Origin of the sequence: Saccharopolyspora antimicrobica (genome assembly GCF_003635025.1) — a bacterium.
GTDB classification, from domain to species: domain Bacteria; phylum Actinomycetota; class Actinomycetes; order Mycobacteriales; family Pseudonocardiaceae; genus Saccharopolyspora; species Saccharopolyspora antimicrobica.
Map to the genome: position 1 here is coordinate 5,564,039 of NZ_RBXX01000002.1, position 26,822 is coordinate 5,590,860.

The 26,822-nt window shown below is 70.7% G+C and carries 24 protein-coding genes; 12 read left to right on the plus strand and 12 right to left on the minus strand.

The window, feature by feature from the left end; translation table 11 throughout:
• Positions 1 to 26 precede the first annotated feature (26 nt).
• The 3 genes from ATL45_RS26675 to ATL45_RS26685 form a co-directional block, all read right to left on the minus strand.
• On the minus strand, positions 27 to 1,562 hold the full coding sequence (locus ATL45_RS26675; RefSeq protein ID WP_246025872.1) for a UxaA family hydrolase: 1,536 nt from the start codon (positions 1,560 to 1,562) through the stop codon (positions 27 to 29).
• A gap of 97 nt (positions 1,563 to 1,659) precedes the next feature.
• Positions 1,660 to 2,568, minus strand: coding sequence for a GlxA family transcriptional regulator (locus tag ATL45_RS26680; protein WP_093149540.1), 909 nt, complete (start codon positions 2,566 to 2,568; stop codon positions 1,660 to 1,662).
• Between the two features lie 80 nt (positions 2,569 to 2,648).
• Positions 2,649 to 3,245 carry a TetR/AcrR family transcriptional regulator gene (locus ATL45_RS26685; protein WP_093149535.1) on the minus strand — a complete coding sequence of 199 codons (597 nt, stop codon included), beginning with the start codon at positions 3,243 to 3,245 and terminating at the stop codon, positions 2,649 to 2,651.
• A gap of 177 nt (positions 3,246 to 3,422) precedes the next feature.
• Here ATL45_RS26685 and ATL45_RS26690 point away from each other — a divergent pair, with 177 nt between their 5' ends.
• Positions 3,423 to 4,277 (plus strand): alpha/beta hydrolase, encoded by an 855-nt coding sequence (locus ATL45_RS26690; RefSeq protein ID WP_093149531.1) that lies wholly within the window; start codon positions 3,423 to 3,425, stop codon positions 4,275 to 4,277.
• A 63-nt stretch (positions 4,278 to 4,340) separates the two neighbouring features.
• On the opposite strand, the gene ATL45_RS26695 is transcribed toward ATL45_RS26690, so the two are convergent.
• The gene (locus tag ATL45_RS26695) at positions 4,341 to 5,672 is read right to left on the minus strand and encodes a GntP family permease (RefSeq protein ID WP_093149526.1); all 1,332 of its coding nucleotides are present in this window, start codon (positions 5,670 to 5,672) and stop codon (positions 4,341 to 4,343) included.
• A 202-nt stretch (positions 5,673 to 5,874) separates the two neighbouring features.
• On the opposite strand from ATL45_RS26695, the gene ATL45_RS26700 reads away from it, so the two are divergent.
• The 4 genes from ATL45_RS26700 (at position 5,875) to ATL45_RS26715 (ending at position 9,340) form a co-directional block, all read left to right on the plus strand.
• Positions 5,875 to 6,216, plus strand: coding sequence for an MmcQ/YjbR family DNA-binding protein (locus tag ATL45_RS26700; protein ID WP_093149523.1), 342 nt, complete (start codon positions 5,875 to 5,877; stop codon positions 6,214 to 6,216).
• Between the two features lie 380 nt (positions 6,217 to 6,596).
• Positions 6,597 to 7,808, plus strand: a complete 1,212-nt coding sequence (locus tag ATL45_RS26705; protein WP_093149519.1) for a CaiB/BaiF CoA transferase family protein — start codon at positions 6,597 to 6,599, stop codon at positions 7,806 to 7,808.
• Entirely contained in the window at positions 7,808 to 8,704 is an 897-nt protein-coding gene (locus tag ATL45_RS26710; protein ID WP_093149514.1) for a hydroxymethylglutaryl-CoA lyase, read from the plus strand. Before ATL45_RS26705 ends, ATL45_RS26710 begins: the two co-directional genes overlap by 1 nt.
• Before the next feature lie 3 nt (positions 8,705 to 8,707).
• A complete protein-coding gene (locus ATL45_RS26715) occupies positions 8,708 to 9,340 on the plus strand; it encodes an IclR family transcriptional regulator (protein ID WP_093149509.1) in 633 nt (210 codons plus the stop codon).
• Here the strand turns inward: ATL45_RS26715 and ATL45_RS26720 are convergent.
• The 3 genes from ATL45_RS26720 to ATL45_RS26730 form a co-directional block, all read right to left on the minus strand.
• Positions 9,337 to 10,002, minus strand: a complete 666-nt coding sequence (locus tag ATL45_RS26720) for a DNA alkylation repair protein (protein WP_093149819.1) — start codon at positions 10,000 to 10,002, stop codon at positions 9,337 to 9,339. The genes ATL45_RS26715 and ATL45_RS26720 overlap by 4 nt on opposite strands.
• Positions 10,003 to 10,105: 103 nt before the next feature.
• A complete protein-coding gene (locus tag ATL45_RS26725; RefSeq protein WP_093149504.1) occupies positions 10,106 to 10,696 on the minus strand; it encodes a cysteine hydrolase family protein in 591 nt (196 codons plus the stop codon).
• Between the two features lie 69 nt (positions 10,697 to 10,765).
• Positions 10,766 to 11,575 (minus strand): thioesterase family protein, encoded by an 810-nt coding sequence (locus ATL45_RS26730; protein ID WP_093149500.1) that lies wholly within the window; start codon positions 11,573 to 11,575, stop codon positions 10,766 to 10,768.
• Between the two features lie 187 nt (positions 11,576 to 11,762).
• Here ATL45_RS26730 and ATL45_RS26735 point away from each other — a divergent pair, with 187 nt between their 5' ends.
• Both ATL45_RS26735 and ATL45_RS26740 read left to right on the plus strand, forming a co-directional pair.
• On the plus strand, positions 11,763 to 14,264 hold the full coding sequence (locus tag ATL45_RS26735; RefSeq protein ID WP_170210357.1) for a M14 family zinc carboxypeptidase: 2,502 nt from the start codon (positions 11,763 to 11,765) through the stop codon (positions 14,262 to 14,264).
• 136 nt (positions 14,265 to 14,400) lie between these two features.
• Positions 14,401 to 15,972 (plus strand): alkaline phosphatase D family protein, encoded by a 1,572-nt coding sequence (locus ATL45_RS26740; protein WP_093149494.1) that lies wholly within the window; start codon positions 14,401 to 14,403, stop codon positions 15,970 to 15,972.
• Between the two features lie 43 nt (positions 15,973 to 16,015).
• On the opposite strand, the gene ATL45_RS26745 is transcribed toward ATL45_RS26740, so the two are convergent.
• Positions 16,016 to 16,504, minus strand: coding sequence for a SixA phosphatase family protein (locus ATL45_RS26745; protein ID WP_093149491.1), 489 nt, complete (start codon positions 16,502 to 16,504; stop codon positions 16,016 to 16,018).
• Positions 16,505 to 16,666: 162 nt separating this feature from the next.
• Between ATL45_RS26745 and ATL45_RS26750 the strand changes: the two genes are divergently transcribed.
• Positions 16,667 to 18,334, plus strand: a complete 1,668-nt coding sequence (locus tag ATL45_RS26750; RefSeq protein ID WP_093149488.1) for an acyl-CoA dehydrogenase family protein — start codon at positions 16,667 to 16,669, stop codon at positions 18,332 to 18,334.
• Here the strand turns inward: ATL45_RS26750 and ATL45_RS26755 are convergent.
• Positions 18,325 to 18,945: a TetR/AcrR family transcriptional regulator gene (locus ATL45_RS26755; protein ID WP_093149485.1), complete on the minus strand. Its 621-nt coding sequence runs from the start codon at positions 18,943 to 18,945 to the stop codon at positions 18,325 to 18,327. The two genes, ATL45_RS26750 and ATL45_RS26755, sit on opposite strands and share 10 nt — an antisense overlap.
• A gap of 44 nt (positions 18,946 to 18,989) precedes the next feature.
• On the opposite strand from ATL45_RS26755, the gene ATL45_RS26760 reads away from it, so the two are divergent.
• Complete coding sequence (locus ATL45_RS26760) at positions 18,990 to 19,421, plus strand: hypothetical protein (RefSeq protein ID WP_093149815.1); 432 nt, start codon at positions 18,990 to 18,992, stop codon at positions 19,419 to 19,421.
• Here the strand turns inward: ATL45_RS26760 and ATL45_RS26765 are convergent.
• Entirely contained in the window at positions 19,411 to 19,980 is a 570-nt protein-coding gene (locus tag ATL45_RS26765) for a GNAT family N-acetyltransferase (RefSeq protein WP_093149480.1), read from the minus strand. The genes ATL45_RS26760 and ATL45_RS26765 overlap by 11 nt on opposite strands.
• Complete coding sequence (locus ATL45_RS26770; protein WP_246025558.1) at positions 19,977 to 20,459, minus strand: GNAT family N-acetyltransferase; 483 nt, start codon at positions 20,457 to 20,459, stop codon at positions 19,977 to 19,979. The genes ATL45_RS26765 and ATL45_RS26770 overlap by 4 nt, the downstream gene beginning before the upstream one ends.
• A 132-nt stretch (positions 20,460 to 20,591) precedes the next feature.
• Between ATL45_RS26770 and ATL45_RS26775 the strand changes: the two genes are divergently transcribed.
• On the plus strand, positions 20,592 to 21,350 hold the full coding sequence (locus ATL45_RS26775) for an SDR family NAD(P)-dependent oxidoreductase (protein WP_093149477.1): 759 nt from the start codon (positions 20,592 to 20,594) through the stop codon (positions 21,348 to 21,350).
• A gap of 2 nt (positions 21,351 to 21,352) precedes the next feature.
• Here ATL45_RS26775 and ATL45_RS26780 read toward each other — a convergent pair whose 3' ends face one another.
• Complete coding sequence (locus ATL45_RS26780) at positions 21,353 to 22,753, minus strand: Nramp family divalent metal transporter (RefSeq protein ID WP_093149474.1); 1,401 nt, start codon at positions 22,751 to 22,753, stop codon at positions 21,353 to 21,355.
• A gap of 258 nt (positions 22,754 to 23,011) precedes the next feature.
• Between ATL45_RS26780 and ATL45_RS26785 the strand changes: the two genes are divergently transcribed.
• Positions 23,012 to 24,334 (plus strand): hypothetical protein, encoded by a 1,323-nt coding sequence (locus ATL45_RS26785; protein ID WP_246025559.1) that lies wholly within the window; start codon positions 23,012 to 23,014, stop codon positions 24,332 to 24,334.
• Between the two features lie 94 nt (positions 24,335 to 24,428).
• A complete protein-coding gene (locus ATL45_RS26790) occupies positions 24,429 to 26,792 on the plus strand; it encodes a xanthine dehydrogenase family protein molybdopterin-binding subunit (RefSeq protein WP_093149466.1) in 2,364 nt (787 codons plus the stop codon).
• Positions 26,793 to 26,822: the final 30 nt, after the last annotated feature.

Sequence of the window (26,822 nt, forward strand, 5' to 3'; positions counted from 1 at the left end):
TGTCTCGCGGGAATCGGACGCCGCTGTCAGAGCACTGTGGACAGGTGCCAGGGGACGAATTCCTCTTCGCCGTAACCGAGTTCCTCGCTCTTGGTCTCCTCGCCGGAGGCGACCCGCAGGATGTGCTCGAAGATCTGCTCACCCATCTCGGCGACCGTCAGCTCGCCGTCGGCGATGACGCCGCAGTTGATGTCCATGTCGTCGGTCATGCGCTCGTAGAGCGGGGTGTTGGTGGCCAGCTTGATGCTCGGCGCGGGCTTGCAGCCGAACGCCGAGCCGCGGCCGGTGGTGAAGCACAGCAGCTGCGCGCCGCCCGCGATCAGCCCGGTGGCGTTGACCGGGTCGTAGCCGGGGGTGTCCATGAACATCAGGCCGCGGCCGGTGATCGGCTCGGCGTACTGCAGGACGTCGACGAGGTTGGTGGTGCCGCCCTTGGCCGCCGCGCCCAGCGACTTCTCCAGGATCGTGGTCAGCCCGCCCGCCTTGTTGCCGGGGGAGGGGTTGTTGTTGATCGAGCTGTCGTCGATCTGGACGTGCTTCTCCCACCAGGCGATCCGGTCCACCAGCTTCTCGCCGACCTCGCGGCTGACCGCGCGCCGGGTGAGCAGGTGCTCGGCGCCGTAGATCTCGGTGGTCTCGCCGAACACGGCGGTGCCGCCGTGCCGGATCAGCAGGTCCGCCGCCGCGCCGAGCGCCGGGTTGGCGGTGATGCCGGAGTAGGCGTCGGAGCCACCGCACTCCATGGCCAGCACCAGCTTGTCCGCGGACACGGTCTGCCGCTGGTAGGCGTTGGCGACCGGCAGCATCTCCTCGATCCGCCGCACGCCCTCGGCCACCGTCTTCTTCGTGCCGCCGAGCTCCTGGATGGTCATGGCGTGCACGGGCATGCCCGGCGGCAGCCGCAGGTCCTCGGTCAGGCTCTTGACCTGGTTGACCTCGCAGCCCAGCCCGATCACCAGCAGCCCGGCGAGGTTGGGGTGCCCGGCGTAACCGCGCAGCGCGCGGCGCAGCACCTCGAAGCCCTCGTTGCCCTGCCCGCTGTGCCCGCAGCCCAGCGTGTGCGTCAGCGGGCAGACGCCGTCGACGTTCGGGTAGTCGTCGAGCACGCCGGAGGCCTCGATCCGGCGGGCGATCATCTTCGCCGCGGTCGCCGAGCAATTCACCGAGGTCAGCACCGCCAGGTAGTTGCGGGTGCCGACCCGGCCGTCGGGGCGCACGAAGCCCTGGAAGGTGGCGCGCTGCGCGCTCGGCACGTACTCGGTGGGCACCACGTCGGCGCCGTAGGCGTGCTCCCGGTGGAACTCCTGGTAGGCCACGTTGTGCGTGTGCACGTGCTCACCGGCGGTGATCGGGCGCGACGCGAATCCGATGATCTGGCCGTACTTGCGGACCGGCGCGCCCGCCGCGATGTCCACAGTGGCCAGTTTGTGTCCGCGCGGCACCTCGGCGGGCACGTGAATTCCGGAGTAGGTGCCCGCGGCCACGTCGGTGCGGGCGATGAGGACCGAATCGTCGGCGTGCAGGCGGAATCCCAACTCATCCAGCGACGGCAACCGGATCACCCTCACTTCATGATTGTGAAGACACTTCCAAGTGGCGAACCCGATGCTAAACAGCCGATCCCAGGATGTCACGGCGAACGGATACGCCGATCCGGTGTCAGCGCTCCCGGGCGCGCAAGCGGCGGAGCATGCGCGAGTCGGTGAAGCCGACCGCTCGGGCGGCCGCGTCGGCGGTCGCGCCCTGGGCGAGCAGGTGCTCGGCGCGCTCGATGCGCAGTGCCTGCTGGTAGCGCAGGGGCGTCAGCCCCGTGGCGCGCACGAAGGAGCGCGTGAGCGTGCGCTCGCTGCAGCCGCCGGCGGCGGCGAGCTCGGCCAGCGGCAGCGGCTCCGCGAAGCGGGCGTCGATGAGGTCCTGGACGCGGTGCACCGCGTCGTTGAGGTGCGCGCGGTGGCGGAGCATCGCGCTGTCCTGCTGGTCCTCGCCGTTGCGGCGGGCGTAGACGACCATGTCGCGCGCGACCCTGGCCGCCGCTCCCGGGCCGTGGTCGGCGGCGACCAGGTGCAGCGCGAGGTCGATCCCGCTGGCGATGCCCGCCGAGGTGGTGATCCGGCCGTCCTCGACGAACAGCACGTCGCGCACCACGGTCGCCGTGGGGTACCGGCGCGCGAGCTCGTCCTGCAGGCCGTGGTGGGTGGTGCAGCGCCGTTCGTGCAGCAGCCCGGCCTGCCCCAGCGCGTCGGCGCCGGAGCACACGCTGGCCACAGCGCCACCGGCGGCGTGGTGTGCGCGGAGCCGCTCGGCGGAGGCCGCGTGCAGCCGCGGCCAGTGCGGCGGATCGGGCACTCGCGACCCGGGCACCAGCACCAGGTCGTCCGCGGTCAGCTCCGGCCACTCGGTGCCCGCGTGCAGCGGAAGTCCTTGCGCGCTCAGCACGTTCTCGCCCTGTCCGACGTAGGACAGCGCGTAGCCCAGGCCGAGGTTGGCCGCGGTGGAGAACACCTGCGCGGGCCCGGCGAGGTCGAGCAGGTGCAGCCGGGGCAGCAGCAGGAAGACGATGCGTCGCACGATCCGCCCAGCCTACGACACCCGCCGCAGGTCAAGACCCGTGAGTGTTTTGTGCCCTCCGTCGTTGCGGTACTACCTGCTCAAGGTTCCGGATGCGTCCGCGGCGCGGATTGGCCCTTGCTCATGCGCAGGATCAAGGTGACCGCGTCCTCCGAGTTGACTGCCGGAGCCAGGACCTCCTGGAGGAGCAGGCCGCGAATCGCGGCGATGGTGACGGAGGCCGTGACCATCGCTTCCTCGACCTCGAGCCCTTCGCGTTCCGCGAGCGAGGCCAGAATCTTGGTCAGGTCGTCGAGTGAGTCGATGAACTCGCGAAAGTTCTCCGGACTGTACGCGGCCAGACCTGCGACGTGGAAGAAGCCGCGAACGCGCGACAGCTGCTCCGGGCGGGTGTAGGTCCGCCAGATCGCCACGACGAGGTCGTCGAAGGTGCCTTGCCGGGCGGCCTCGAAAAGCGCCTCGTTGTCACGGGATCGCTGCGCCTTGAGCATGGCTGCCAGGACGCCCGGGAGCGACCCGAAGTGGTATCGCAGGAGGGCGTGGCTGGTCCCGATCCGGGCGGCGATCTCGCGGAGTGACACCTCCGGTGCGGGAAGGGCCTCGTCGAAGGCGTCGAGAAGCCGAGCCAGGAGGCGCTCGCGTGCGTCGCCGGTGCGTTCCGCGCTTGACAGGATCACTCCCACAGTTTATCCATTGGAAAAGACTGACGGTGCCGTGGTGCTTCGACCATGGTTGCAGTCAGCTCACCGACGGCGGAGGACATGGCTCGTGGGACCTTGTCCGGTCGAAGATCCGAAGCTCTTCGCCGACGCCGTACTCGTCGTCCAAGCCGGACGTGTTGTGAAGGACTTCTGATGAGCACCATGTGGCAGGGCTGCCTCGCCGACACCGACTACTTCGAGATGCGCTCCAGCGGCGGGCACGACTACGGCGTCTGGGTCACCACGCCACCGGGCTACGACCCCGCCACGACGCGAGCGCCTGCCGTGTACGTGCTCGACGGCAACTGGGCCGTGGGCATGACGGCTCCGCTCATCGTCACCCAGGCGGACCCCATGCAGCGGATCCAGCCCTACATCCAGGTCAGCGTCGGCTACGCGGGCGAAGACGCGCAGCACTGGGATCGGCTGCGCAACAGAGACCTCGTGCCACCCGGCGAGCCCATCGCCGAGGAGCTCATCGATGCCGTGGAGGCGGGGTTTCAAGCGGGCGCGAGGACACGCGAGGAATCCGATGCCTACCTCGCCGAACTGCGCGACACTCACGCCGATGCGTTCCTGGGCTTCCTCACCGCGGAACTGCACCCGCGGATCGAACGCGACTACGGCACGGCCACGAACGGTCATGGCCTTTTCGGCTACTCCTACGGCGGCCTTTTCAGCCTCTACACCTGGCTCACCGGCAGCACGCTCTTCGAGAGCATCGGAGCGGGCAGCCCCGGCGTCGCCGGTGCGGACAGCCAGATCTTCGCCCAGCTCCAAGAGATGGGTGACAGGCAGCATGCCGCCAAGCTCCACGTGACCCTCAACGAGCGAGAGCTGCTCGGAGACCTGGCCATCTACCAGAACATCGCGAAGAACGTGGCCACCGTCCTTCATCGACTCACCTCCCGCGGCGGAGCCGTCACCAGCGCGGTCCTGCGCGAAACGCACGTGACCGGCCTGCAGGCATCGTTCCTCAGCTACCTCAGGACCTGCCGGGCCCGGTAACCGCAACACCGCTTGGGCAGCCTTGTCGTTGGTGGTGGCTGAGGCGGACTTCCGTTCCCAGGCTCAGAACAGGAAGGCCATCAGCTGGATCGGGATCATGGCGATGACCGAGGCCGCCGAGACGGTGAGGGTCACCGACTTCAGTGCGCCGCGAGTGGTCTGCGGCAGCAGGGTCTGCAGGAGCCAGAAGGTGTTGCTGGTGGCGTGGATGACGAACAGCGAGCCCGCGCCCGCGGCCAGGGCGACGAAGACCGGGTCGATGCCCAGCATCGGCATCACCGGGCCCAGCACGCCGGCCGCGGTGATCGAGGCGAGCACCACCGAGCCGACGGCGATGTGCAGCACCGCCGCCACCGCCCAGACCAGCAGCAGCGGGACGAGGGTGTTGGTGGTGAAGTAGTCCTTCAGCAGCTCGCCGAGCCCGACGTCCTTGACCGTCTGCGCCAGCGAACCGCCCACGCCGGTGAGGATCAGGATCTGCCCGCTCTCGTGGAACCCGCGCTTGAACGCCGCTTCGGTCTGCTCCTTGGGCAGCTTCCAGCGGGCGATGGCCAGCGCGCCGACCAGGCCGATCAGCAGTGCGATGACCGGGTCGCCGAGGAAGTCGACGGCCGGGGAGCTGAGGCCCATCATCTCGGCGATCGCCCCGAACGCGATCAGCGCCAGCGCCAGCAGCAGCGGCGACAGCGACAGAGCCAGCGGCGGGAACCGGCGGTCCGCCGGGGGCTCGACGTCGGCGACCGGCAGCTCCTCGGTCTCGTCCAGCTTCGGGTTCCACAGGCCGCGCTTGGCCAGCGCGGTGAACAGCGCCAGCGTGGTGACGATGGTGAACACGGCGGTGACGAGGCCGAAGACGAACATCTTGCCGAACGGCAGGTTCAGCACGCCGGCCAGCGCGACCGCGCCCACGCCGGGCACCACGAACACCAGGCCGACCTCGATGCCCAGCGCCATCGCCGCGCACATCCGGGCCGCGCCGTGCGGGCCGATCTGCCGGGACAACCTGCTGGCCAGCGGCGCGGTGATCACCAGCAGCACGTCGGCGAAGATGGACTGCAGCACGGTGCCGACCGTGGAGCCGAAGGCGTAGGGGAGCGTCTTCGGGCCGAAGAGGCGCACCAGGCGCTCGACCAGCTGCTCGATCGCGCCCAGCGAGGCCATCAGCGAACCCAGCAGCACGCCGAAGGCGATGAGCAGTCCCACCTCGCCCATCAGGTCGCCGAACCCGGTGGTGATCGACTTGATCGTCTGCTCCGGCCCCAGGCCCGACACCAGGCCCAGGTAGATCGCACCGAGCACCAGCGCGATCGCCGGGCTGATCTTGACCCGGAGGATGAGCACCACGACACCGATGATGGTGATCGCGGTGTTGGCGAAGACAACGATGTCCGACATTCGAAGCATCCGATTCGTCGGGGCCGGCGCGGGGTCGGCTCCAGTTCTGCCGCGGGCAGCGCTTGTGCGCCGGGGAAGAGTTGTGCTCGACCGGCGGCGACGAAGACGGACCGGCACAGCATACACACGGCGGCGCGGCGATCAAGGCCGTCGCGGCAGGGCATCGCCGGTGCTTGTCGGTGGGGTGCGCGATGATGTCGGCATGGGTGTGGCCAGCAGCCGGTTCTTCCGGATCATCGAGGGACTCGCCGACGTCGAGCAGCGCGAGGGGCGGGACTACACGTCCTTCAGCGTGCGCGGCAAGGGCTTCGGCTACCACTGGCCGCGCACCAAGACGGTCGGGCTGAAGCAGACCCTGTCCGAGCAGATCGCCCTGGTCTCCGAGCGCCCCGAGGTGTTCGAGGTCCAGTTCACCGCGGGCGGCTACGGCTGGGTCGTGGTGCAGCTGCCGAAGATCGCCGCCGACGAGCTCGAAGAGCTGGTCTACGAGGCGTGGCGCCTCTCCGCGCCCGAAGAGCTCGTCGAGGCCAACCCCCTGCGCTGACCGTGCGCGGACGCAACTTCCCTTGAAATCGGATGCGCAAGTTCAATGGAAATCGGATGCCTGATTTCCATTGAAATTGCGCAGCAACCCGCCTGGCCGCGGCTGAGATCGCAGGCCGGGCGGGTTTTCCGCTGCCCGCAGCGAGTGGCGGTGCGTGGCCGTTCGACTTCTCGTCGTAGTCGGTGGGGGATTTCCCGGCGGGGAGCCGTGCGGTGGGTCTTGTGCGGGCGGATTCGGGCGGCTACGTTCGCTGCTTGTCAGTTTTGGGAAGGGTTTCCCAAATAGTGGCACAGCAGGGCTTGCGGAGGCGGACACCTCGTGGCCCACGGGCGCGCACATCGCCCTCCCACCGATCGCACGTGACAACAGGAGAGGACCCGATGACGTCCACGGGACACGGCCCGCTGACCGGAGTCCGGGTCGTCGAGCTGGGCAACTTCATCGCCGCGCCGACCGCGGGCCGCATCCTGGCCGAGTTCGGCGCCGACGTGATCAAGGTCGAGCGCCCGCGCACCGGCGACGAGCTGCGCAGCTGGCGGCTGCACGGCGGTGACGTGTCGCTGCTGTTCCGCGCCATGGCCCGGAACAAGCGCTCGATCACCCTGGACCTGCGCGCCGAGCGCGGGCAGGACATCGCGCGGCGGCTGATCGCGGGCGCCGACATCGTCCTGGAGAACTTCCGGCCCGGCACCCTGGAGAAGTGGGGCCTCGGTCCGGAGCAGATCCGCGCGGTCAACCCCGAAGCGGTGCTGGTGCGGATCTCCGGCTTCGGCCAGACCGGCCCGTACCGGGAGCGCCCGGGCTTCGGCGGTGTCGCCGAGGCGTTCGGCGGGGTGCGGCACCTGACCGGCTACCCGGGTCTGCCGCCGGTGCGCACCGGGGTCAGCCTGGCCGACTCGGTGGCCGGCCTCTACGCGGTGATCGGCGCGCTGATGGGCCTGCTGAGCCGCCGCGCCGGCCGGCCGGGCGAGACCGTCGACGTCGCGCTCTACGAAGCGATCTACTCGCTCATGGAGTCCTCGGTACCGGACTTCGACGCCTTCGGCGTCACCCGGGAGGCCACCGGCCCGACCATCCCCGGCGTGGTCCCCTCCAACACCTACCAGTGCGCGGACGGCAAGTACGTGGTCGTCGGCGGCAACAACAACGCCATCTTCGGCAGGCTCATGCGGCTGATCGACCGGCCCGATCTGGCCGAGGACCCGCAGCTGCAGACCAACGTGGGCCGCGTCGAGCGCAGCGACGAGATCGACGCGGCGATCAACGCCTGGACCGCGACGGCGGACAGCCCGCGGATCCTGGAGCTGCTCGCCGGCGCGTCCGTCCCCAGTGGACCTATCTACGACGTGCCGGACATCGTCGCCGATCCGCACTACGCGGCGCGCGGCATGCACGAGCGCCACGCGGTGCGCATCGAGCAGGAGCAGACCCGCGAGGTGCTGTTCCCGGGCATCGTGCCCAAGCTCTCCGAAGAACCGGGCCGCACCCGCTGGCTCGGCCCGGAACTCGGCGCGCACACCGGTGAAGTCCTCGACGAACTGGGCATCCCGCCCGAGCAGGCCGACGAGCTGCGGACCGAAGGAGTGATCTGATGGTGCTCATCACCGAGGTGTCGCTGCGCGACGGGTTGCAGATCGAACCGGTGGTGGTGCCCACCGCGGACAAGATCCGGTTCGGCGAGCTGCTGGTGGACGCCGGCTTCCAGAGCCTGGAGATCGGCTCGTTCGTCAGCCCGAAGCGGGTGCCGACGATGGCCGACACCGCCGAGGTCGTCACCGGGCTGGCCGGCCGGCCCGCGACCTTCCACACGCTCGTGCTCAACGAGCGCGGTGCGCAGCGCGCGGTCGAGGCGGGTGCCAAGCACGCGCGGCTGGTGATGTCGGCCAGCGAAGGCCACAGCGAGTCGAATTCCGGTGTCAGCACAGCGGAAGCGATGCAGCGCCTGGCCCGCGCGGCGGAGATCCTGCACGACGCCGGGGTCAGCACCGAGGGCTGCATCGCGACGGCGTTCGTGTGCCCGTTCGACGGCGACACCCCGGTGGAGCGCGTGGTGCGCGTCGCCCGGCACTACGAGCGCATCGGTGTCGACGTCCTGCACCTCGCCGACACCATCGGCGCCGCCTCGCCCAGCGACATCACCCGCGCGGTCACCGCCGTGCGCGACGTGTTCCCGATCGAGCGGATCGGCCTGCACCTGCACAGCACCTACGGCATGGCCGATGCCAACGCCTGGGAGGCCTACCGCTGCGGCATCCGCCGGTTCGACGCCGCGCTCGGCGGGCTCGGCGGCTGTCCCTTCGCGCCGGGCGCCACCGGGAACATCGCCGCCGACGACCTGATCCACCTGTTCCACCGCGAGGGCGTCGACACCGGCATCGACGTCTCGAAGCTCGGCGAGCTGCGCGAGCACCTCGCAGGACTGGTCGGGCACGCGCTGCCGTCGGCGCTGGCGAAGATCCCCGCGGTACCGGCCGAAGTGCGGCGCTAGGCGATGGCCGAACCGTTCGCCACCGGTGTCGGGGTGCTGGACCGCTCGGTCGCGATCCTGGACTGCGTCGAGAGCAACCCGATGGGCACCAGCGACCTGGCCAGGGCCCTCGGGCTGACGGTGTCCACCGCGCACCGCCTGGCCACCGCGCTCGTCGCGCACGGCCTGCTGCGCCGGGACGCGGCGGGCTGCTTCCACCTCGGGCCGCGCTTCGCGACCTCCGCGCTGGCCGAAACGGCGCAGCCGGTGCTGGCGGAACTGTGCGCGGAGACGGGGGAATCCGCGCAGCTGTGGGTGCGCCGCGCCGACCGCCGGCTCTGCGTGGTGAGCATCGAATCGGCCGAGGAGCTGCGCGCCAGCCAGCCGGTGGGCAGCCTGCTGCCGCTTCCTCGCGGCTCGGCGGCGCAGGTCCTGCTCGGCGAGCAGAACCCGGACGGGCGCGGATGGGTCGAGAGCGTCGAGGACCGCGCGCCGGGCGTCGGATCGGTCAGCGCACCGGTCCGCCTGCACGGCGACACCGTGGCGGCGGTGTGCCTCTCGGCTCCGACGCAACGGTTGCAACCCAGCCCCGGCCAGTGCTTCGGAAGCCAAGTCGTCGCCGCCGCAGCCCGCATCGAGGCCGCGTTGCGGTCCTAGCCCCGGCGGCGAACCATCTCGTTGATCCAGATCGGCGCGTACGGGGATGTGCAGTTCGGCGGGGTCGGGTAGTCCTTGAGCACCTCCAGGCGCTCGCCGATGTCGAGCGCGCGGGCGCGGTGCTCGGCGTGGTCGATCCCGATCTGGGCCAGGCAGCTGTTCATCGCCCACTGCAGGCGCGGCGCGGCGTCCTTCATCTCCGCCTCGATGATGTCGAGCAGCCCTGCCAGGTCGAGGCCCGCCGGTTTCTTGGCCACGCGTTCGGTGGTCAGCGCCCAGCCGGCGGCGGCGACTACCGGGTCCGGATCGGCGAACCAGGCCAGGCGCAGCTCCTCGGCGTGCGGGCTCTTCTTCACCACGTAGTTGACCAGCCAGTCTTGCACCTTCGGGGTGCGCGCCTCGCGGAGCATGGCGTCCAGCTCATCGCGCTCGAAGGCCTTCGGGCGGCAGATCAGCGTCGCCAGCAGCCGTGCCGCGGAGTCGCCCGTCGCCCACAGCTCGCGAGCGAGCTCCTGCTGCGTCTTGAGCTGCTTCGCGATCGCGCGCAGCTTGCCGAGGTTCACGCCGTGATCGTCACCGTGCTTCTCGTTGACCGCACGCACCTTCGGATCCTCGAGCGCGGCCAGCTCGGCCAGCACCTCGGTCACCGCTGTCTCCGCCACCTCGGCCCCCTGTCGGTCGCGCGGGAGGTTCAGCTTACGCGAGACCACGATGACCGAGGTGGCGGAGAGGTGCCCGCCCGGGCGCCGGGCGGGCACGATCCGGTCAGTCCGATGTGCCGGTGAGCTCCGCGACGGTGCGAATGGTGGCGAAGCGGCCGGACAGCGCGTACTCGGTGCGAGCGATGATCTCCGCGCTGTGCAGCGTCCGCGGGTCGGCCAGCAGCTCGGCCACCGTCTGGTCGGCCGGGGCGTCGCGGTGCGCGATCGGGTTGGTCGCCGTCGCATCGGTCACGAACGTGACGTCGTAGCCGAGGTCGGAGGCCACCCGAGTGGTGGTCTCGCAGCACTGCTCGGTGCGGATGCCGGCCACGGCGAGCTCGCGGACCCCGCGCTGCGTCAGCAGCTGGTGCAGGTTCGTGGTGGTGAAGGCGTTGTGCGAGGTCTTGGTCAGCAGCGGCTCGCCGTCGGCGGGCACGAGCCCCTCCTGGAGCCGGTTGTGACCGTTGACCGGGTCGAACACGCCACCGCTGCCGGGTTCGCTGTGCAGCGCCCAGACCACCAGGTCTCCCTCGGCGCGGGCGAGGTCGACCAGGCGGTTGACCTTGGTGACGATGTCGGGGTTGGAGATGGCCTGCCACAGCGGTCGCTGCCGGAACGATTCCTGGACGTCGACGACGAGAAGTGCTTTGTTCACGGACCGGAGTCTTCCCGGCCGCACCGCGACCGGGAAGGCACGATCACGGCGCAGGCCGGAACGATCCGGTCACTTGCTCGCGGGGTTGGCCACCGCGGTCAGCGCGCTGAAGCCGATCGGACCTTCGGTGTCGTGGAACGTGCAGCTGCCCGCGGCGATGCCGTCCGCGCTGAGCTGCCCGGTCGCCTCGACGCCGATGACCTCGCCGCGCGGCAGCCGGCCGAGGGTGAGCGTGTAGTCGGCGTTGATGAACTCCAGCGTTCCGTCCTGGTCGAAGTTCACCAGCGGACTGGCGAAATCGCCCGCCAGCGCGACGCGCACGAGCGGCGACATCGCCTCTCCCGCCACCAGGTCGCACCGGTCCCGCACCCACGCGCGGCGCGGTCCGCTGGCCCGCCAGTCCGCGGTGGGCTTGCCGTCGGTGTCGAGGATCCACACGTCGAACGGCGGGATCCAGCCGTTGGGATCCGGGCGGGGCGGGCCGATCTCGCCCGGTGCCGGAGCGTCCCAAGCGGACGTGGCGGGGATGGTGCCCGCGGGCTGCTCGCCGCGGCGCAGCATGACGGCGCTCGCCCGCGCGACCGGTGCGTCCCCGGCGAACACCGTCGCGTCGGCGACCCGGATGCGGCGGCCGTCGCGGACGCGCTGCGTCTCCACCCGCACCGGGGCGAGCTTGGCGTTGCGGAACAGGTCCACGGTCAACCGGCTGAAGTGCAGGCCCGGGTCGCCGTGCTCTTGTTCCAGGGCGCGTGCGAGCAGCCCGCCGAACAACCGCCCGTGCATCATGTCCGGCGCCCAAGGGCTGTTCGCGTGCGGAGCCGGGACGAGCTGGTCGCCGTCCGGGGTGAAGAACGGTTCGCCACCGGTGGTTTCGGACATCGATCCTCCTCTGCCGCTTGCCGCGACCCTATGTCACGGGCCGGACGCCGGAGCGCGGTCGATCTTCGCCTCATCGGGGTGAGCAACAGTTTCCGTTGTCCCGTTCGGGTCCTTCCGGAGCTTGCGACCGGATTGACGGCGTGATCGACTCGCTCGTCGATTCCGCACCCTAGCGATGGACGGTCACATGGCGATGTTCACGTTCCGGGGATCCGGCCGCTCGAAGTGGGCGACCGGCGCAGCCGCGCTGGTCGTGTCCTTGCCGCTGCTCGCGGTGCCGCAGGCGGCCGCGGCGCCGTCCTGCGATCCGTTCACGCCGCCGGTGGTCGACGATTCGGTGCCGACGGCGCGCGAGGTCCTGGGCACCGACCTCGGCGAGCGCGAGGTCACCACCGAGGAGTCCGACACCTACCTGCGGGCGCTCGCCGACGCGAGCCCCAACGTCGTCGACGGCGAGCTGGCCACCTCGGTGCAGGGACGCCCGCTGCGCTACGCCGTGGTCGGCCAGGAGAAGTGGGTGCGGCCCGGCGCGCTGGAGAACATCGGCAGGCAGCTCAACAGGTTGCGCGACCCGAACACGCCGGAACCGGTCGCGCAGCGGATCATCCGCGACACCCCAGCCGTGCTGTGGGTCGCCGGGAACGTGCACGGCGACGAGGAGAGCGGCACGGACGCGGCGCTGCGCGTGCTCTACGAGCTGACGGCCCGCACCGACTGCACAGCGCAGAGCATCCTCGACAACGCGGTCGTGGTGGTGCTGCCGACGCAGAACCCGGACGGGCGGGAGGCCGACACCCGCCGCAACGCCTACGGCTTCGACATGAACCGCGACTGGTTCGCCCGCACCCAGCCCGAGACCGAGGGCAAGCTGGAGAAGCTGCGCGAGCTGCCGCCGCAGATGTTCATCGACGCCCACGAGATGGGCAGCCCGGACTACTTCTTCCCGCCCAACGCCGACCCGGTCTACCACGACATCGGCGAAACCCCGCTGAACTGGGTCTACAACGTGTACGGCCCGGCGATGCAGCAGGCGTTCGGCCGCTTCGGCATCCCGTACTTCAACGGCGAGTCCTACGACCTGATGTACCTCGGCTACGGCGACACCGTGCCGCTGACCGGCTTCAACGCGGCCGGGATGACCTTCGAGAAGAACTCCGGAGACCCGGTTCCGGAGCGGGTCGGCGAGCAGTACACCGCGATCTGGGCGACGCTCATGGCCGCCGGGGCGCAGGACCGGCAGCTGCTGGCCGAGTGGCGCGGTGAGCACGTGGAGGCGCAGCGGCAGGGCGCGGCCGGTGAGCTGGAGCCGAACCAGCTCTACTGGAACGACGGCGAGATCACCAATCCGGTGCCCGACATCGCGGTAAAGCACTACTTCCTGCGCACCGACGACCCGGCGAAGTCCGCCGAGGTGCAGCGCCTCGCGCGACGTCTCCAGCGGATGGACGTCGACGTCTACCGGCTGACCACGCCGCTGGAGGTCCCGGACTACACCGAGTACGGGCGCGCGGAGCAGCCGGCGACGCTGCCCGCCGGGACGCTGTGGATCCCGATGGCGCAGGGCCAGAAGCACTGGGTGCAGGCCATGCTCAACGAGAACAGCTACGTCCCGTTCCCCTACTTCTACGACGTGACGGCCTGGAGCGGCCCGCTGGTGGAGAACATCAGCGGTGGTCGTTCGGGTGCCGACCTGCGGCCGCGTGCGATGCCGTTGCCGGAGCAGCCTGAGCCGGTGGCGCGACCGGTCGTCGACGCTCCGCGCACGGCGGTCTGGCAGCTGCCGGGTGGCAGCGCGGCGACCGAGTCGGCGGGCTGGCTGCGCTGGTGGCTGGACGATCAGCGGATGGACTTCGGCGACCTCACCGCCGAGCAGATCGCGGCCGGTGCGCTCGCCGGTCACGACGTGCTGGTGGTCCCGAACGGTTCGGACCAGGAGGCCTTCGACGCGCTCGGCGAGCAGGGCCGGGCCGCGCTGACCGAGTGGGTCCGCGGCGGCGGAACGCTGATCGCGCTGCGCGACGCCTCGCGGCTGGCAGTGCGCCTGGGCCTCACCTCGGCGACCTACGCCGAGCCGACCTCGGACATCCCCGGCGCGCTGATCCGGATGCAGGTCGACCAGGACAGCCCGCTGGCCGAAGGCGTGGGACCGACGGCGTGGGCGATGTACGAGTACGAGGCGGTGTGGTCGGCCCCGGAGGAGTCGTCGGTGGCGGCGTTCCCCGCCGAGGGCGATCCGGACTGGTACGTCTCCGGGTTCGCCGAGGGCGCCGAGCAGCTGCACGGCAAGACCGCGGTCGTGGACGAAGCCGCAGGCAGCGGCCGGGTGGTGCTCTTCGGCTTCGACCCGAACTACCGGGCTTTCACCAACGGCACGGCCAAGCTGCTGCGCAACGCCATGACCGGGCCACGACCGGCGAACGCGCCCCAGGCCGCTGCGGCGGTCCGTGCGGTACCCACCGCTGCAACGCCGGGCCGGTTGATCCTCTCGGTGCGTCCGGCCGTCGCCGATCAGGTGCAGCGGCTGATCGGCGAACGCGGTGCCTCGGCCGAGGTGGTGCGCGGGCCGGAGCTGGTGCGCTTCAAGGTCGACCTCGGCGGGCTGAGCGCCGACGAGCACCCGTGGGCGCGGCGGCTGGCCGACCAGGTCGCCGGGTTCGGCCGCGACGTGGTGGCGATCAGCCTGCCGTGACGGCGGTTCGGGCGGGCTCGCGGTCAACTCCGGCCGCGGGCTCGCCCGGCGTTCATCTCCGCGACGGGTGAACGCGATCTTCCGGACGCACGTGATCTGCAGAATCGGCCCGTTGTCCGATCGGAAGGAGCAGTGCATGTCCGGGAAGCTGAATCGCCGCAAGGTGCTGGGCATCGGAGGTGCGGGCGCGGCCGCGGTCCTGCTGGGCACGGGTGCGTGGAGCAGCGCGGCGGCCGACGTGCGGCTTCGCGGCGGTTACCCGTTCTCGCTGGGCGTGGCCTCCGGTGATCCGCTGCCCGACGGCGTGGTGCTCTGGACCCGGCTGGCACCGGAACCGCTGGCCGCGGACGGATCCGGCGGCATGCCCGCGAAACCCGTGCAGGTGCAGTACGAAGTGGCCACCGACGAGTCGTTCCGCGACGTGGTGCGGCGCGGGTCGGCCACCGCGACCCCGGAGCTCGGGCACTCCGTGCACGCCGAGATCTCCGGCCTGCAGCCGGGCCGCGACTACTTCTACCGCTTCCGCGCCGCCGGTGAGCTGAGCCCGGTGGGCCGCACCAGGACCGCGCCCGCCGACGCCGCCGCGCTGGCCTCGCTGTCGTTCGCCTTCGCCTCCTGCCAGCACTGGAAGGACGGCTTCTTCACCGCCTACGAGCACATGGCGGGCGAGGACCTCGACTTCGTCGTGCACCTCGGCGACTACCTCTACGAGTACGACCAGACCGACAACAAGCGGGGCGTGGCGCTGGGCTCGGAGTTCAAGTCGGAGACCGCGAGCCTCGACCGCTACCGCCTGCAGTACTCGCTGTTCAAGACCGACCCGCACCTGCAGTCCGCGCACGCGGCGTTCCCGTGGATCACCACGATGGACGACCACGAGGTGGACAACAACTGGGCCGGGGAGATCTCCCAGGACGACGACGACACCGCGGTGTTCCTGCGGCGGCGGGCCGCGGCGTTCCAGGCGATGTACGAGAACCTGCCGCTGCGGCGCACCGCGATGCCCGACGGCCCGAACGTGCGGCTGCACCGCAGGCTGAAGTTCGGCGACCTGGCCGACCTCACCATGATCGACACCCGCCAGTACCGCGACGACCAGCCCTGCGGCGACGGCTCGAAGTACGACTGCGCCGAGCGGCTGGACCCGCGCCGCACCATCCTCGGCGAGCAGCAGCGGGAGTGGCTGCTGGACGGCTTCTACTGGAACCGCTCGAAGTGGCAGATCCTCGGCAACCAGGCGCCGATGGGCGAGACCGACCTCGACGCGGGCCCGGCGAAGAAGCTGTTCATGGACCCGTGGGACGGCTACGTGGCCGAGCGCAACGCGGTGCTGGCAGGTGCGGCCCACCGCGGCGTCCGCAACCTGGTGGTGATCACCGGTGACCGGCACCAGAACTACGCCTGGGACCTCAAGCGCGACTTCGAGGACCCGGACTCGCCCACGGTGGCCAGCGAGTTCGTCGGGACCTCGATCAGCAGCGGCGGCGACGGCGCCGACATGACCGACGAGGGCCGCACGATGCTCGCGGCCAACCCGCACATGAAGTTCTTCAACGCCCAGCGCGGCTACGTCCGCTGCACCCTGACCCCGGAGCTCTGGCGCAGCGACTACCGGGTGGTCCCGTACATCGAACGCCGGGGAGCACCGATCTCCACCCGGGCGACCTACGTCGTCGAGAACGGCCGCCCCGGCGTCCAGCCGGCCTGACGCGGTGCGAGCCCGGGTGACCGCCGGCGGTGGGACCCCGGGCTCAGCCGCGCGGTTTGGCGAATTCGACTGCGGTGGCGCAGTTCTCGCCGATGTCCGACCACGGGCTGGAGGTGCTGAGGACCGCGATCGCTGCGGTCTTGAGCACTGCGGGTTCTCCGGTGAGCAGGCTGACCAGGTCCTCCAGGCCGGGGTTGTGGCCGATGACGGCGGCGGTCAGCACCGTTTTCGGGATCTCGTGGACGACCAGCAGGAGCTCGCGGGCCGAGGCCACGTAGATCCGGTCGTCGTGCTTGACCACCGGCTCGGCCGGGATCTCCCGGGAGGCCAGTTCCCAGGTCTGGCGGGCGCGCGTGGCCGGTGAGCACAGCACCAGCTCGACCGCCGCCGCGTGCTTGCGCAGCCAGCGGCCGAGGGCCGGTGCGTCGCGGCGGCCGCGCTCGGCCAGCGGGCGGTCGAAGTCGTCGGCGTCGTCCGGCCAGGCCGATTTCGCGTGCCGGATCAGCACCAGCTCGCGCTGCGCTTCCACCATGTCGCCCCACCTGCTCGCCGAGGTTGCCACTTCACGGTAGGCCGCGGTGCCAGCTGGCGCCGCCCGTTCCGGATCGCGGAAGGGATTGAGTCGGCAGAAGTCTCAGCGCGCGGTCGATTCGGTATTGGACAGCTCGGCCGGGGCGGTGGAAACGTGCTGGGCATGAACTTCGCCGATCTCGACCCAGCGCTGCGACCCCTGCTGACCCGGCACGTCGGCTCGATGGACCGGGTGGAGCCGGTGCTGAGCGACGTCGGCGCGGTGGCGGCGGGGCGGCTCGACGAGCTGGCCGCGGTCGCGGAGGCCAACCCGCCGCGGCTGCGGCAGTACGACGCGGCGGGCGAACGGGTGGACGAAGTGGTCTACCACCCGGCCTACGCCGAGATGTCGCGGCTGGCGTTCGAGCGGTTCGGGTTCGCCGCGATGTCGCACCGGGCGGGCGTGCACGACTGGCCCACCGAGGTGCCGCACGTGGTCAAGTACGGCCTGTCCTACGTGTTCGTGCAGGCCGAGTTCGGGCTCTTCTGCCCGGTTTCGATGACCGACTCGGCCGCGCGGGTGCTGCGCAGGTTCGGCGACCGGTCGCTGTTCGAGCGCGAGATCGACGGGTTGAGCTCGCCGCACTTCGACTCGCTGCTGACGGGCGCGATGTTCATGACCGAGAAGCAGGGCGGCAGCGACGTCGGCCGCACCGCCACCGAGGCGACCCCGGCCGGTGAGCACTGGACGCTGCGCGGCCAGAAGTGGTTCGCCTCCAACGTTTCCGCCGACGTGATCCTCACCCTCGCGCGGGTTCCGGGCGGCCCCGAGGGCACCAAGGGGCTCGGGATGTTCATGGTGCCGCGGCTGCGCCCGGACGGAAGCCGCAACACCTACCGGATCGACCGGCTCAAGGACAAGCTCGGCAGCCGCTCGATGGCAAGCGGCGAGGTGACGCTGGAGGACTGCTACGCGCTGCCCGTCGGCGATCTCTCCCGCGGTTTCCTGCAGATGGCCGAGATGGTCAACGTCTCACGGCTGTCCAACGCCATGCGCGCGGTGGCGCTGATGCGACGGGCGCTCACCGAGTCGGTCGCGCACACCCGCGGTCGGGTGGCCTTCGGCAAACCGCTCTTCGACCAGCCGCTGATGCGCAAGACCCTGCTGCCGATGCTGCTGCACGCCGAAGCGGGCCTCGGATTCGTGCTGGAAGCCGCCGCCACGCTCGACCAGGCCGACGCCGGGAACGCCGGTGCGCGCAGCCTGATCCGCGTCCTGACGCCGCTGGGCAAGTACCACCTGTGCAAGCTGGCGCGCGTGGTGACCGGCGAGGCGATGGAGATCCGTGGCGGAAACGGCTACATCGAGGACTGGATCAACCCCAGGCTCCTGCGCGACGCGCACCTGGGCTCGATCTGGGAGGGCTCCAGCAACGTGATCGCACTCGACGTCCTGCGCTGCATCCGCAAGGACCGCGCCCACGAGCTGCTCGCCGACACCGCGCAGCAGCGCCTGGAGAGCATCACCGACCCGGATGTGGCTGCCGGCGCTGAACATCTGAAGTCCGAAGTGGACAAGGTGCGCGCGCTCGGGGAATCGTTGCTCGCCGCGGACGACGATCACGCGCAGGCGCTGTGCGGCGAATTCACCGACCTGGCGGCGCAGACGACGATGGCGGCACTGCTGTTCGAGCAGGCCGACCACGAAGCCCGCACCGGACTGGGCTACCGGAAGCTGCTGGTGGCCAACACCTACCTCCACCACGTGCTGCGGTCGTCCGACCCGGTCCCGGCGGCCCTGCGCTGGCTGGACGAACTCGTCGACGGGGGAGCGGTACCGGCTCAGGTCTGATCGTCGGTGAGGCGTGCGTCGGTGACCAGGGCGCACGCCGCATCCGCGAAGTACTGCTCGTCGGCGCCGGGTGCGAGTCCCAGGTTGACGCCTTGGGTCAGTCCGACGAACAACGCCCTCAGCGCCGTCGTCAGGCGCTCGGCTTGGTGCCGGGTCACGGTGCTCCCGTTGTGGGCCCGTCCGGTGAACAGCTCGACCAGGTGGTTCTCCTGCGCTTGGACGGTCTCGGCCAGCTGTGCGCCCAGAACCGGATCGTGCAGGGCCATGTCCAGCAAGGTGATCTGGAGCGACTGCACGGACAGCGCATCGGGTGCGTCGCAGCTGCGCCGCTGGTGCCGGGCGAAAGCGCCGACCGCGGCGATCAGGTCCAGCTCGGCGGGCACCGCCTGCTCGATCTCCGCGTAGTGCGGTTGCAGGCGGTCGGTGACCAGCGCGACCACCAGACCGTTCTTGCTGCCGAACAGCGAGTAGATGGCGCCGGTGGTCAACTCGGCCCGCGCGGCGATGTCTTCGAGCTTGGCCCGGTAGCCCTCCCGGGCCACCACCTCGAACGCGGCGTCCAGCAGGGCGCGGCGGTTGTCCTCCTTGGCCTGCGCTCTCGTCTTTCGCATAATCGGATTATAGTCGTAATAAGATTACGACTGGAGGGGTGCTCGTGGAACAGGCGCAGACCGCGGCGTCGGCGGGGAAGTCGCAGGTGGCCGGAATCGTCGCCGACGGCGCGTTCAAACTCGCGTTCGCCGCCGCCTGCGCGATCGGTGCCGCACCGCTGGGTGAGCTGCTCGGAGTGCCCTGCTGGCTGATGATCGCCTCCGGTGCGGCCCTGCTGATCTGCGGCGCGATGGAGCTCGGATACCTGCGCAGCCGCACGCGCCGCACCTACCTGCGCCTCATGATCGCCTACGACAGCTGCTGGGTGCTGGCGACGCTGGTGGCCCTGCTGCTGGCATGGCTGGGAAGCAGCGCGGGCGGCGAGGTGTGGATCGGCTACCAGACAGCGGCTCCGGTCGTGTTCGCCGTCTGCCTGGCAGCCGCCGCACGGCCGGATCGAGCAACGGCGTCATCCGACCGGAAAGTCAGTCCCTGAAGGGCAATCGCCACACGACTTCGCCGTCGTGGACGTCGGCGGTCGGCTTCAGACCGGCGGCCTCGGCGACCGCGGCCGAGGCACGGTGTTGCGGGTGGACGTGGGCGAGGACGCCGTGCACCGGTAGTCGGCGGAGCCAGTCGACCAGGGCGAGCACGGCTTCCTTCGCGATGCCGCGGCGCTGCCACCCGGTGCCCACCATCCAGGCGATCTCGGCCGCGGGGCCGGGATACCCGGGGCCGATCGTCGCCTGCACCGTGCCGACGAGCCGGTTCTCGGCGCGCAGCCGGATGACCCAGTTGCACCACGACACCTCGGGATCCGGCGAACCGGCCAGCATCCGCTCGTAACGGGTGCGCAGCTCCGCCGCCGTCAGCGGGACGCCGCCGATGAACTCGTATAGCTCCGGGGAAGCCAGCACCGCCGACATCTCCTCGGCGTGGTCGGCGCGCAGCGGCTCCAGGTCGAGCCGGTCGGTCCGGAGCACCGGCGGTTCCGCCAGGAGCTTCCGGAGGCGGACCAGCTCGCGGTCGGTGGCCGACGACCGGTGCTGGTTCATCCCAGCGCCTTCTCGAACCAGTGCTCGGCGTACGGGCCGTTGTTGAAGGCCGGGATCTCCTGGTAGCCGTGCTTGGCGTAGAGGCGGCGGGCTTCCACGAGGTCGCTGCGGGTGTCCAGGCGGATCGCGCGGTATCCCAGCCGCTGCGCGTGCTGCTCCACCTCGGCGAGCAGCCGGGCGGCCGCCCCGCGCCCGCGCACCTGCGGCCTGATGTACATCCGCTTCAGCTCGGCGATCCCGGGTTCGAGCTCGCGGATGCCCGCGCAGCCCGCGAGTTCGGCCTGCTCGCGGACCACGAGGAAGACACCGGTGGGCGGGTGCAGCCCGGCGTTGGGATCTTCGGCGATCGCCTCGTCCACCTCGGCGTCGGTCGCCGGGCGGCCGTAGTACCGGCTGGCCATCTCGTCGGTGTACTCGCGGAGCAGGCCGAGGACGTCCGGCTGGTCCACTGCGGTGGGCTCGATGTTCCAAGTGCTCACGGTCCGATTCTCGCCCGGTCGTCCACCGGATATAGGCCGGGCCTTCGGCTCCGTTCGCGAACCGGACTTTGACCCCCTGCGCGCGAGCTGCCTTGAATGGGCCGAGCACACCGGTGTGGAGAGGATCAGCGCATGCGTCTGGAAGGCATTTCGGCGGCGGTGACCGGCGGCGCGTCCGGTCTGGGACTGGCGACCGCGCGGAAGCTGGCCGGGGCGGGAGCCACCGTCACCATCATCGACCTGCCCGCCTCCCCGGGCGCGGAGGTCGCCGCCGAGCTCGGCGCGCGTTTCGCGGCCGCCGACATCACCGACGAGCAGCAGTTCGCCGCCGCGCTGGACGCGGCCGACGAGGCTGGACCGCTGCGCGCGCTGGTGCACTGCGCCGGGCGCGGTGCCCGCATCCGCCTGGTGGAGAAGGACGGCGAGCCCGGTGCGCTCGAACCGTTCGAGGACGTCATCCAGCTGAACCTGATCGGTTCCTACAACGCGCTGCGCCTCGGTGCGGCGCGGATGGCCAAGCACGACGCCGTGGACGACGAGCGCGGGGCGATCGTGCTGACCGCCTCGGTCGCCGCGTTCGAGGGGCAGATCGGCCAAATCGCCTACACCGCGTCGAAATCGGCCATCGTCGGCATGACGCTCTGCGCGGCGCGGGATTTGGCGAGCAAGGCGATCCGGGTATGCACCATCGCACCGGGCATCATGGACACCCCGCTGCTGGGCCGCCTGCGCGAGGACGTCCGCAAGTCCCTGGAGGACTCGGTGCCCAACCCGAAGCGACTCGGCGACCCGGCCGAATTCGGCGCGCTGGCCTGCAACATCCTGGAGAACCCCTACCTCAACGGGGAAACCATCCGGCTCGACGGCGCGATCCGGATGGCTCCCCGCTGAGCTCAGTCGAGGGAGAAGCCGAAGACGCTCAGCAGGCTGTAGACGCCCAGCAGGCTGATCGCGATGCTGCTGACCACCAGCAGGGTGTTGAACGCCCGCGAACCGCGCAGGCGCCGATCCACCTGCGTGTTGCGCAGGTACCAGGTCGCCACCACCACGGCGGGCAGGAAGATGCCGGTCATGATGCCGCCGATCTGCACCATGACCACCGGTGAGTTGATGAACAGGTAGGTCGCGCCCCACACGATCGGCAGCGCGACCGTGAAGCCGCGGATCCACCTGCCGCGCGACCGCGCGTCCGACCAGTCCAGCACGCCCAGCGTCGCCAGCACGTTGACGTACATCCGGGACCAGCTCGGGATCGACGCCCACAGCGTCGATCCCAGCACCGCGATCGCGCCGACGAGGAACCCGATCGCCGCCCACTCGCCGATCACGTCGGTGTACATCTGGGACAGCGTGGTGATCATCTCGTTGCCCTCGAGCACCAGGCCCTGCGGGTTGAGCACCGCCGCGCCCATCACGAAGAACGCCAGCGTGCTGAACGTGTAGATCAACCAGGACAGGAAGACGTCCTTGTACATCACGCGGATCCAGCCGCGGGCGCGCCGCTGCCACTCCTCGCTGCCGTCGTCCGGCCCGACCCAGCGGGCGTAGCCCTTCTCCACGCACCAGTAGGTGTAGAAGGTGATCTCGTCGGCGCCGACGCCGGTGATGCCGAACATCGCCACCGCCGCGCCGATCGCGCCGACCGGGATGGTGAACGTCAGGCCGGAGAGGAGATCGCCGCCGCCGTAGCCGAACGGCGTGAACGGCAGGCCCAGGGCGATCACCACGGTGGCCACCGAGAAGACCGCGACCAGCGCGAAAGCGCCACGCTCGATCAGGTTGTAGCTGTTGGAGTACAGCAGCGCGATGCTGCCCGCCACGACGATGAGCGTCCACACCGCCAGCGAGGTGAAGCCGAGCGGATCACCGCCGACCGGGATCAGCATGCTCAGCGCGACCGCCGTGCCGCCGACGATCCCGCCGACCTGCAGCAGCTTGGACAGCGCCATCAGCATCCACAGCAGGTTGATCCAGCCTATCCGGCCGATCTTCGGCGGGACCTCGTTGAAACCGGTCAGGGCGGGCTTGCCGGTGATGATGGTCCAGCGGGCGAGCTCGGCCTGCACGGCCACCTTGACGGCGGTGGACAGGATCACCATCCACAGCAGGGCGAAGCCGACCTCGGCTCCGAGCGCGGTGGTCGCGATCAGTTCGCCGGAACCGACGATGGAGGCGCTGACGATCAGTCCCGGGCCCAGGTACCGGAGGCTGGACTTCCAGCCGGTGGGCGGTTCCTTGATGCCGTCAGCGGTGAGCAGGTACGGGTCGTCGCTGGTCGCATTGGGTGCACCCATCAGGCACTCCTTCGTGCAGCTGGGCATTTTCACATCTGTGAAGGGACTGCGATGGATGTGAAAGCTACAGTCGCGGACATGGCCGGTCAACGGGCGGCGAGGCAGGTTTTCGATCGGTCGGCAACGGGCACCTCGGAAGCACGACCCGCACCCGGTGCGGTGTCGCGATCCTCTGTGGACTGCATTCGGCCGCACCGAGGCGAGGTGGGACATTTGCGACCAGGACGTGCAGTCGCTTCCTTCGATTCCGCGACGGGGATGCTCCGGGCCCTGTCGCGCTTCCTCGCCGGCCAGGACATCCCGGCGATCGGCCAGGCGCCGAGAGCGCTCGAACCGGTGCTCGGAGCCGTGCTGGCGGGAGTCAACCGGCTGCCCCCACGATGGGCGGATCAGCTCTACGCGGCCAGCGGCGTGAGCGAGGCGCTACCACCCACCCGGCTGGGCGAGGTCGATTCCGACGAGCTCGCGTCCTGGGTCGTCGACCACTACCCGAAGCGCCGGTACCCGGTGGTGTTCATCGGTTCCTCCAACGGCGCTGCGGTGCACCTGGCGGCGGCGCTGGACGCGCCGTGGTTGCCGCAGACCATGCTGATCCCGGTGCGGCGGCGCGGAGTGGACCGCGACGACCCGCAGGGCGAGCTGGAAGCGGGGCGCGAGCCGGCCGAGCGGCTGCTGGCGGCCAACCCGGACCTGGTGCTGCACCACATGCACGATCCCAACCAGGACCGGCTGATGATCACCGGGATGTCCTACTTCCGCGTGAAGTGGCGGCGCTTGCCGGAGGCCTACCGCCGGTTCCTGCGCGACCACCTGATGGCCGGTGGCGCGGTGGTGACGGTCGAGTGCGGACTGTCGTGGCCGGTGACCCGGGTCGGCCCGCGCCACGTGTTCCAGTTCGGCGCCCTGGGCGGCGCGTCCGAGGACGAGTACTACTCGGGCGGACCGAGGGTGGCCGACCTGCTGCGCCGCTACGGCGCCCGCCGCAGCGGCTGGCGGCCCCCGGAACCCGACGAGCGGGCACCGGAAGCCGAGTGGGGTTTCGAACCGGACCTGCTGGCCGATCTCGGCGAAGTGGCGAACCAGCAGCAGTTCTCGTTGCGGCGCATGCCCTTCGACCACCCCGAGCGGGTGAGCCCGCTCGTCGCCGACCTGCACCGCGCCTGGTACGCGGAGCGCGGTCTGCCCGCCGACCGGCTGCTGGTGGAGTCCTTCCTGCTGATGGAGCCCTGGTGGACCCTGCGCACCGGATCGGTGCCGTTCTGGATGGCGTTCAACACCGAGGGCTCGCACCGCGCGCTGAGCGACTTCCTCGACACCCGGGACTTCGAGGAGATCCGCCTGATGCTCTTCTCGCACGGCACCGAGTCCATCGGGCTGGCGGGCATCGACGACTGGCGGCGGTTGCTGCAGCGGGCCGGGCGCCGCGGGATGCTGCTCGGGGTGGATCCGCGCGCGTTCCCGAGGGACTTCGCCGGTCTCGTCCGGGCGCACCGCGAGCTGAGCCGGGTGCGGCCGTGCTGGGAGCTGCCGCCCCCGCGCCGGTTGTCCGACGTGGAGTCGCTGTTGCTCGCGGATCGCTGACCGGGGAATTTTTCCCGCGCACCGGCTGTTGATCCACTCCGGCCAACGGCGGATTTCGCTGCTTCGAGTCGGCGTGACGGATAGGGTTTCGCACATGGTGGGTTCATTGCTGGGGACCGAGGTCCAACGGGTCGAGGATCCGGAACTGCTCCGCGGCCGGGGCACTTACGTGGGGAACCTGGACATCGCGGGCGTCCTGCACCTCGGATTCGTCCGCTCGCCGATGGCGCACGCCCTGATCACCGGCATCGACGTCGCGGCGGCCGCCGCCGCGCCGGGTGTCGTGGCCGCCTTCGCCGCGGCCGACCTGGACGTCCCGATCCCACCGGCGTTCGGCGGGTTCAACCCGCTCTGCGCGCGCCCGCCGCTGGCCACCGACCGGGTGCGGTTCGTCGGCGAACCCGTCGCCGTCATCGTGGGCGAGAGCGCCGCGGCGGTGGCCGACGCGATCGAGCTGGTCGACGTCGACTACGAGCCGCTGACCGTCGTCGCCGACCCGGAGCAGGCGCTGCACCCGGCGGCCGAGCAGCAGTTCCCGGAACTCGGCTCCAACGTCGCAGGTGGTTTCCGCGACCCGGCCGGAGCCGATGTGCTCGCGGACGCGGAAGTGGTGGTGCGCGCCCGCATCGAGAACCAGCGCGTGGCGGTGGTGCCGCTGGAGGGCAACGCGATCGCCGTGGAGCCCGGTGGCCCGGACCAGGACTACGACGTCACGGTGCACGTGTCCACGCAGATGCCGCACGGGCTGCGCGACGGCGTGGCCGAGGCCTTCGGCTGGGAACCGCAGCGGGTGCGGGTGATCTCCCCGCACGTCGGCGGCGGTTTCGGCGGCAAGGCAGGAGTGGTCTCCGAGCACGCGGTCGCGATCGCGGCCGCACTGCGCCTGGGCCGCCCGGTCCGGTGGGTGGAGACGCGCTCGGAGAACATGCAGGGCATGCCGCACGGGCGCGCGCAGGTGCAGTTCGCGGAGCTGGGCCTGCGACGTGACGGCACCATCACCGGATTGCGCTGCCGCGTGATCGGCGACTGCGGGGCCTACGCCGGGTTCGGCGGCTCCCTCGCGCTGAGCTCGACGCGGATGATGGCGCAGGGCGTCTACCGCATCCCGAAGATCAGCTACGACGGCGTGGCCGCACTGACCAACACGACGCCGGTGGGCGCGTTCCGCGGCGCCGGACGGCCGGAAGCCGCCGCGATGCTGGAGCGGATGATGGACCTCGCGGCCGCGGAACTCGACCTGGACCCGGTTGTGCTGCGGCGCAAGAACTTCCTCGCCCCGGAGTCGTTCCCGTACAAGACGCTGCTCGGCGCCACCTACGACAGCGGTGACTACGCGCTGCCGTTCGACGAGGCCCTGCGCCTGGCCGACTACGAGGCCCTGCGCGCCGAGCAGGCCCGCCGCATCGAAGCCGGCGAGAAGGTGCTGCTCGGCATCGGGACCAGCGCTTACGTGGAGATCACCGGTGGCGGCGCGGGCGAGTACGCCGAGGTCGAGGTGCACGAGAACGGCGCCCGGATCAAGGTGGGCACCTCCGCGCACGGGCAGGGGCACGCGACGTCCTTCGCGATGATCGTGTCCGACACGCTGGGCATCCCGCTGGAATCCGTCGAGTTCGTCCAGTCCGACACCGCTGAGGTGCCGCGAGGCGGCGGAACCGGCGGATCGCGGTCGCTGCAGATCGCCGGGAGCGCGGTGCAGGAGGCCGGCGGCCTGGTGCTGCGCAAGGCCAAGGAACTGGCCGCGGCCCGGCTGGAGGCCTCCGTCGACGACATCGAGCTGACCGACGGCGGCGAGCTCGGCGTGGCCGGTGTGCCCAGCGCGACCATCGCCTGGGCGGAGCTGGCCCGCGCGGCGGCCGAGGACGGTGACCGCCTGGCAGCCAACATCGACTTCGCGCCGGGCGGCGCGACGTTCCCGTTCGGCGCGCACGTTTCGGTGGTCGAAGTGGACGTGGAGACCGGTTACGTCCGCCCGCTGCGGCACGTCGCGGTGGACGACTGCGGCCGGATCATCAACCCGATGCTGGTGCGCGGGCAGCAGCACGGCGGCGCGGCGCAGGGCATCGCCCAGGCGCTGTGGGAGCAGGTGACCTTCGACGCGGAGGGCAACCCGGAGACCGGCACCCTCGCCGACTACACGATCCCGTCGGCGGCGGACCTGCCCTCCTTCGAGGTGACCAACACCGAAACCCCGAGCCCGCTGAACCCGTTGGGAGCCAAGGGAATCGGCGAATCGGCAACGGTCGGCTCGACACCAGCGGTGCAGAACGCGGTGGTCGACGCGGTCAAGCACCTCGGAGTCCGCCACATCGACATGCCGACGACACCGGAGAAGGTCTGGCAGGCGATCCAGCGGGGTGCCGCGGCGACGTACTGGCAGGAACCCCCGGCAGCCTTCGCCGACCTCCCGGCCCGGGACGAAACCACCCCGGAAGACGCCGAAGAAGCAGTCGTCTGACCGCCCGCGGAGGCACCCCCGGAAAACCCC

Coding starts and splice junctions, on each gene's coding strand:
- ATL45_RS26750 (WP_093149488.1), top strand. CDS start 16,667: ATGAACTTCGCCGATCTCGACCCAGCGCTGCGACCCCTGCTGACCCGG.
- ATL45_RS26765 (WP_093149480.1), bottom strand. CDS start 19,980: ATGAACCAGCACCGGTCGTCGGCCACCGACCGCGAGCTGGTCCGCCTC.
- ATL45_RS26695 (WP_093149526.1), bottom strand. CDS start 5,672: ATGTCGGACATCGTTGTCTTCGCCAACACCGCGATCACCATCATCGGT.
- ATL45_RS26735 (WP_170210357.1), top strand. CDS start 11,763: ATGGCGATGTTCACGTTCCGGGGATCCGGCCGCTCGAAGTGGGCGACC.
- ATL45_RS26785 (WP_246025559.1), top strand. CDS start 23,012: ATGCTCCGGGCCCTGTCGCGCTTCCTCGCCGGCCAGGACATCCCGGCG.
- ATL45_RS26690 (WP_093149531.1), top strand. CDS start 3,423: ATGAGCACCATGTGGCAGGGCTGCCTCGCCGACACCGACTACTTCGAG.
- ATL45_RS26715 (WP_093149509.1), top strand. CDS start 8,708: ATGGCCGAACCGTTCGCCACCGGTGTCGGGGTGCTGGACCGCTCGGTC.
- ATL45_RS26700 (WP_093149523.1), top strand. CDS start 5,875: ATGGGTGTGGCCAGCAGCCGGTTCTTCCGGATCATCGAGGGACTCGCC.
- ATL45_RS26710 (WP_093149514.1), top strand. CDS start 7,808: ATGGTGCTCATCACCGAGGTGTCGCTGCGCGACGGGTTGCAGATCGAA.
- ATL45_RS26775 (WP_093149477.1), top strand. CDS start 20,592: ATGCGTCTGGAAGGCATTTCGGCGGCGGTGACCGGCGGCGCGTCCGGT.
- ATL45_RS26740 (WP_093149494.1), top strand. CDS start 14,401: ATGTCCGGGAAGCTGAATCGCCGCAAGGTGCTGGGCATCGGAGGTGCG.
- ATL45_RS26705 (WP_093149519.1), top strand. CDS start 6,597: ATGACGTCCACGGGACACGGCCCGCTGACCGGAGTCCGGGTCGTCGAG.
- ATL45_RS26755 (WP_093149485.1), bottom strand. CDS start 18,945: ATGCGAAAGACGAGAGCGCAGGCCAAGGAGGACAACCGCCGCGCCCTG.
- ATL45_RS26745 (WP_093149491.1), bottom strand. CDS start 16,504: ATGGTGGAAGCGCAGCGCGAGCTGGTGCTGATCCGGCACGCGAAATCG.
- ATL45_RS26730 (WP_093149500.1), bottom strand. CDS start 11,575: ATGTCCGAAACCACCGGTGGCGAACCGTTCTTCACCCCGGACGGCGAC.
- ATL45_RS26790 (WP_093149466.1), top strand. CDS start 24,429: ATGGTGGGTTCATTGCTGGGGACCGAGGTCCAACGGGTCGAGGATCCG.
- ATL45_RS26780 (WP_093149474.1), bottom strand. CDS start 22,753: ATGGGTGCACCCAATGCGACCAGCGACGACCCGTACCTGCTCACCGCT.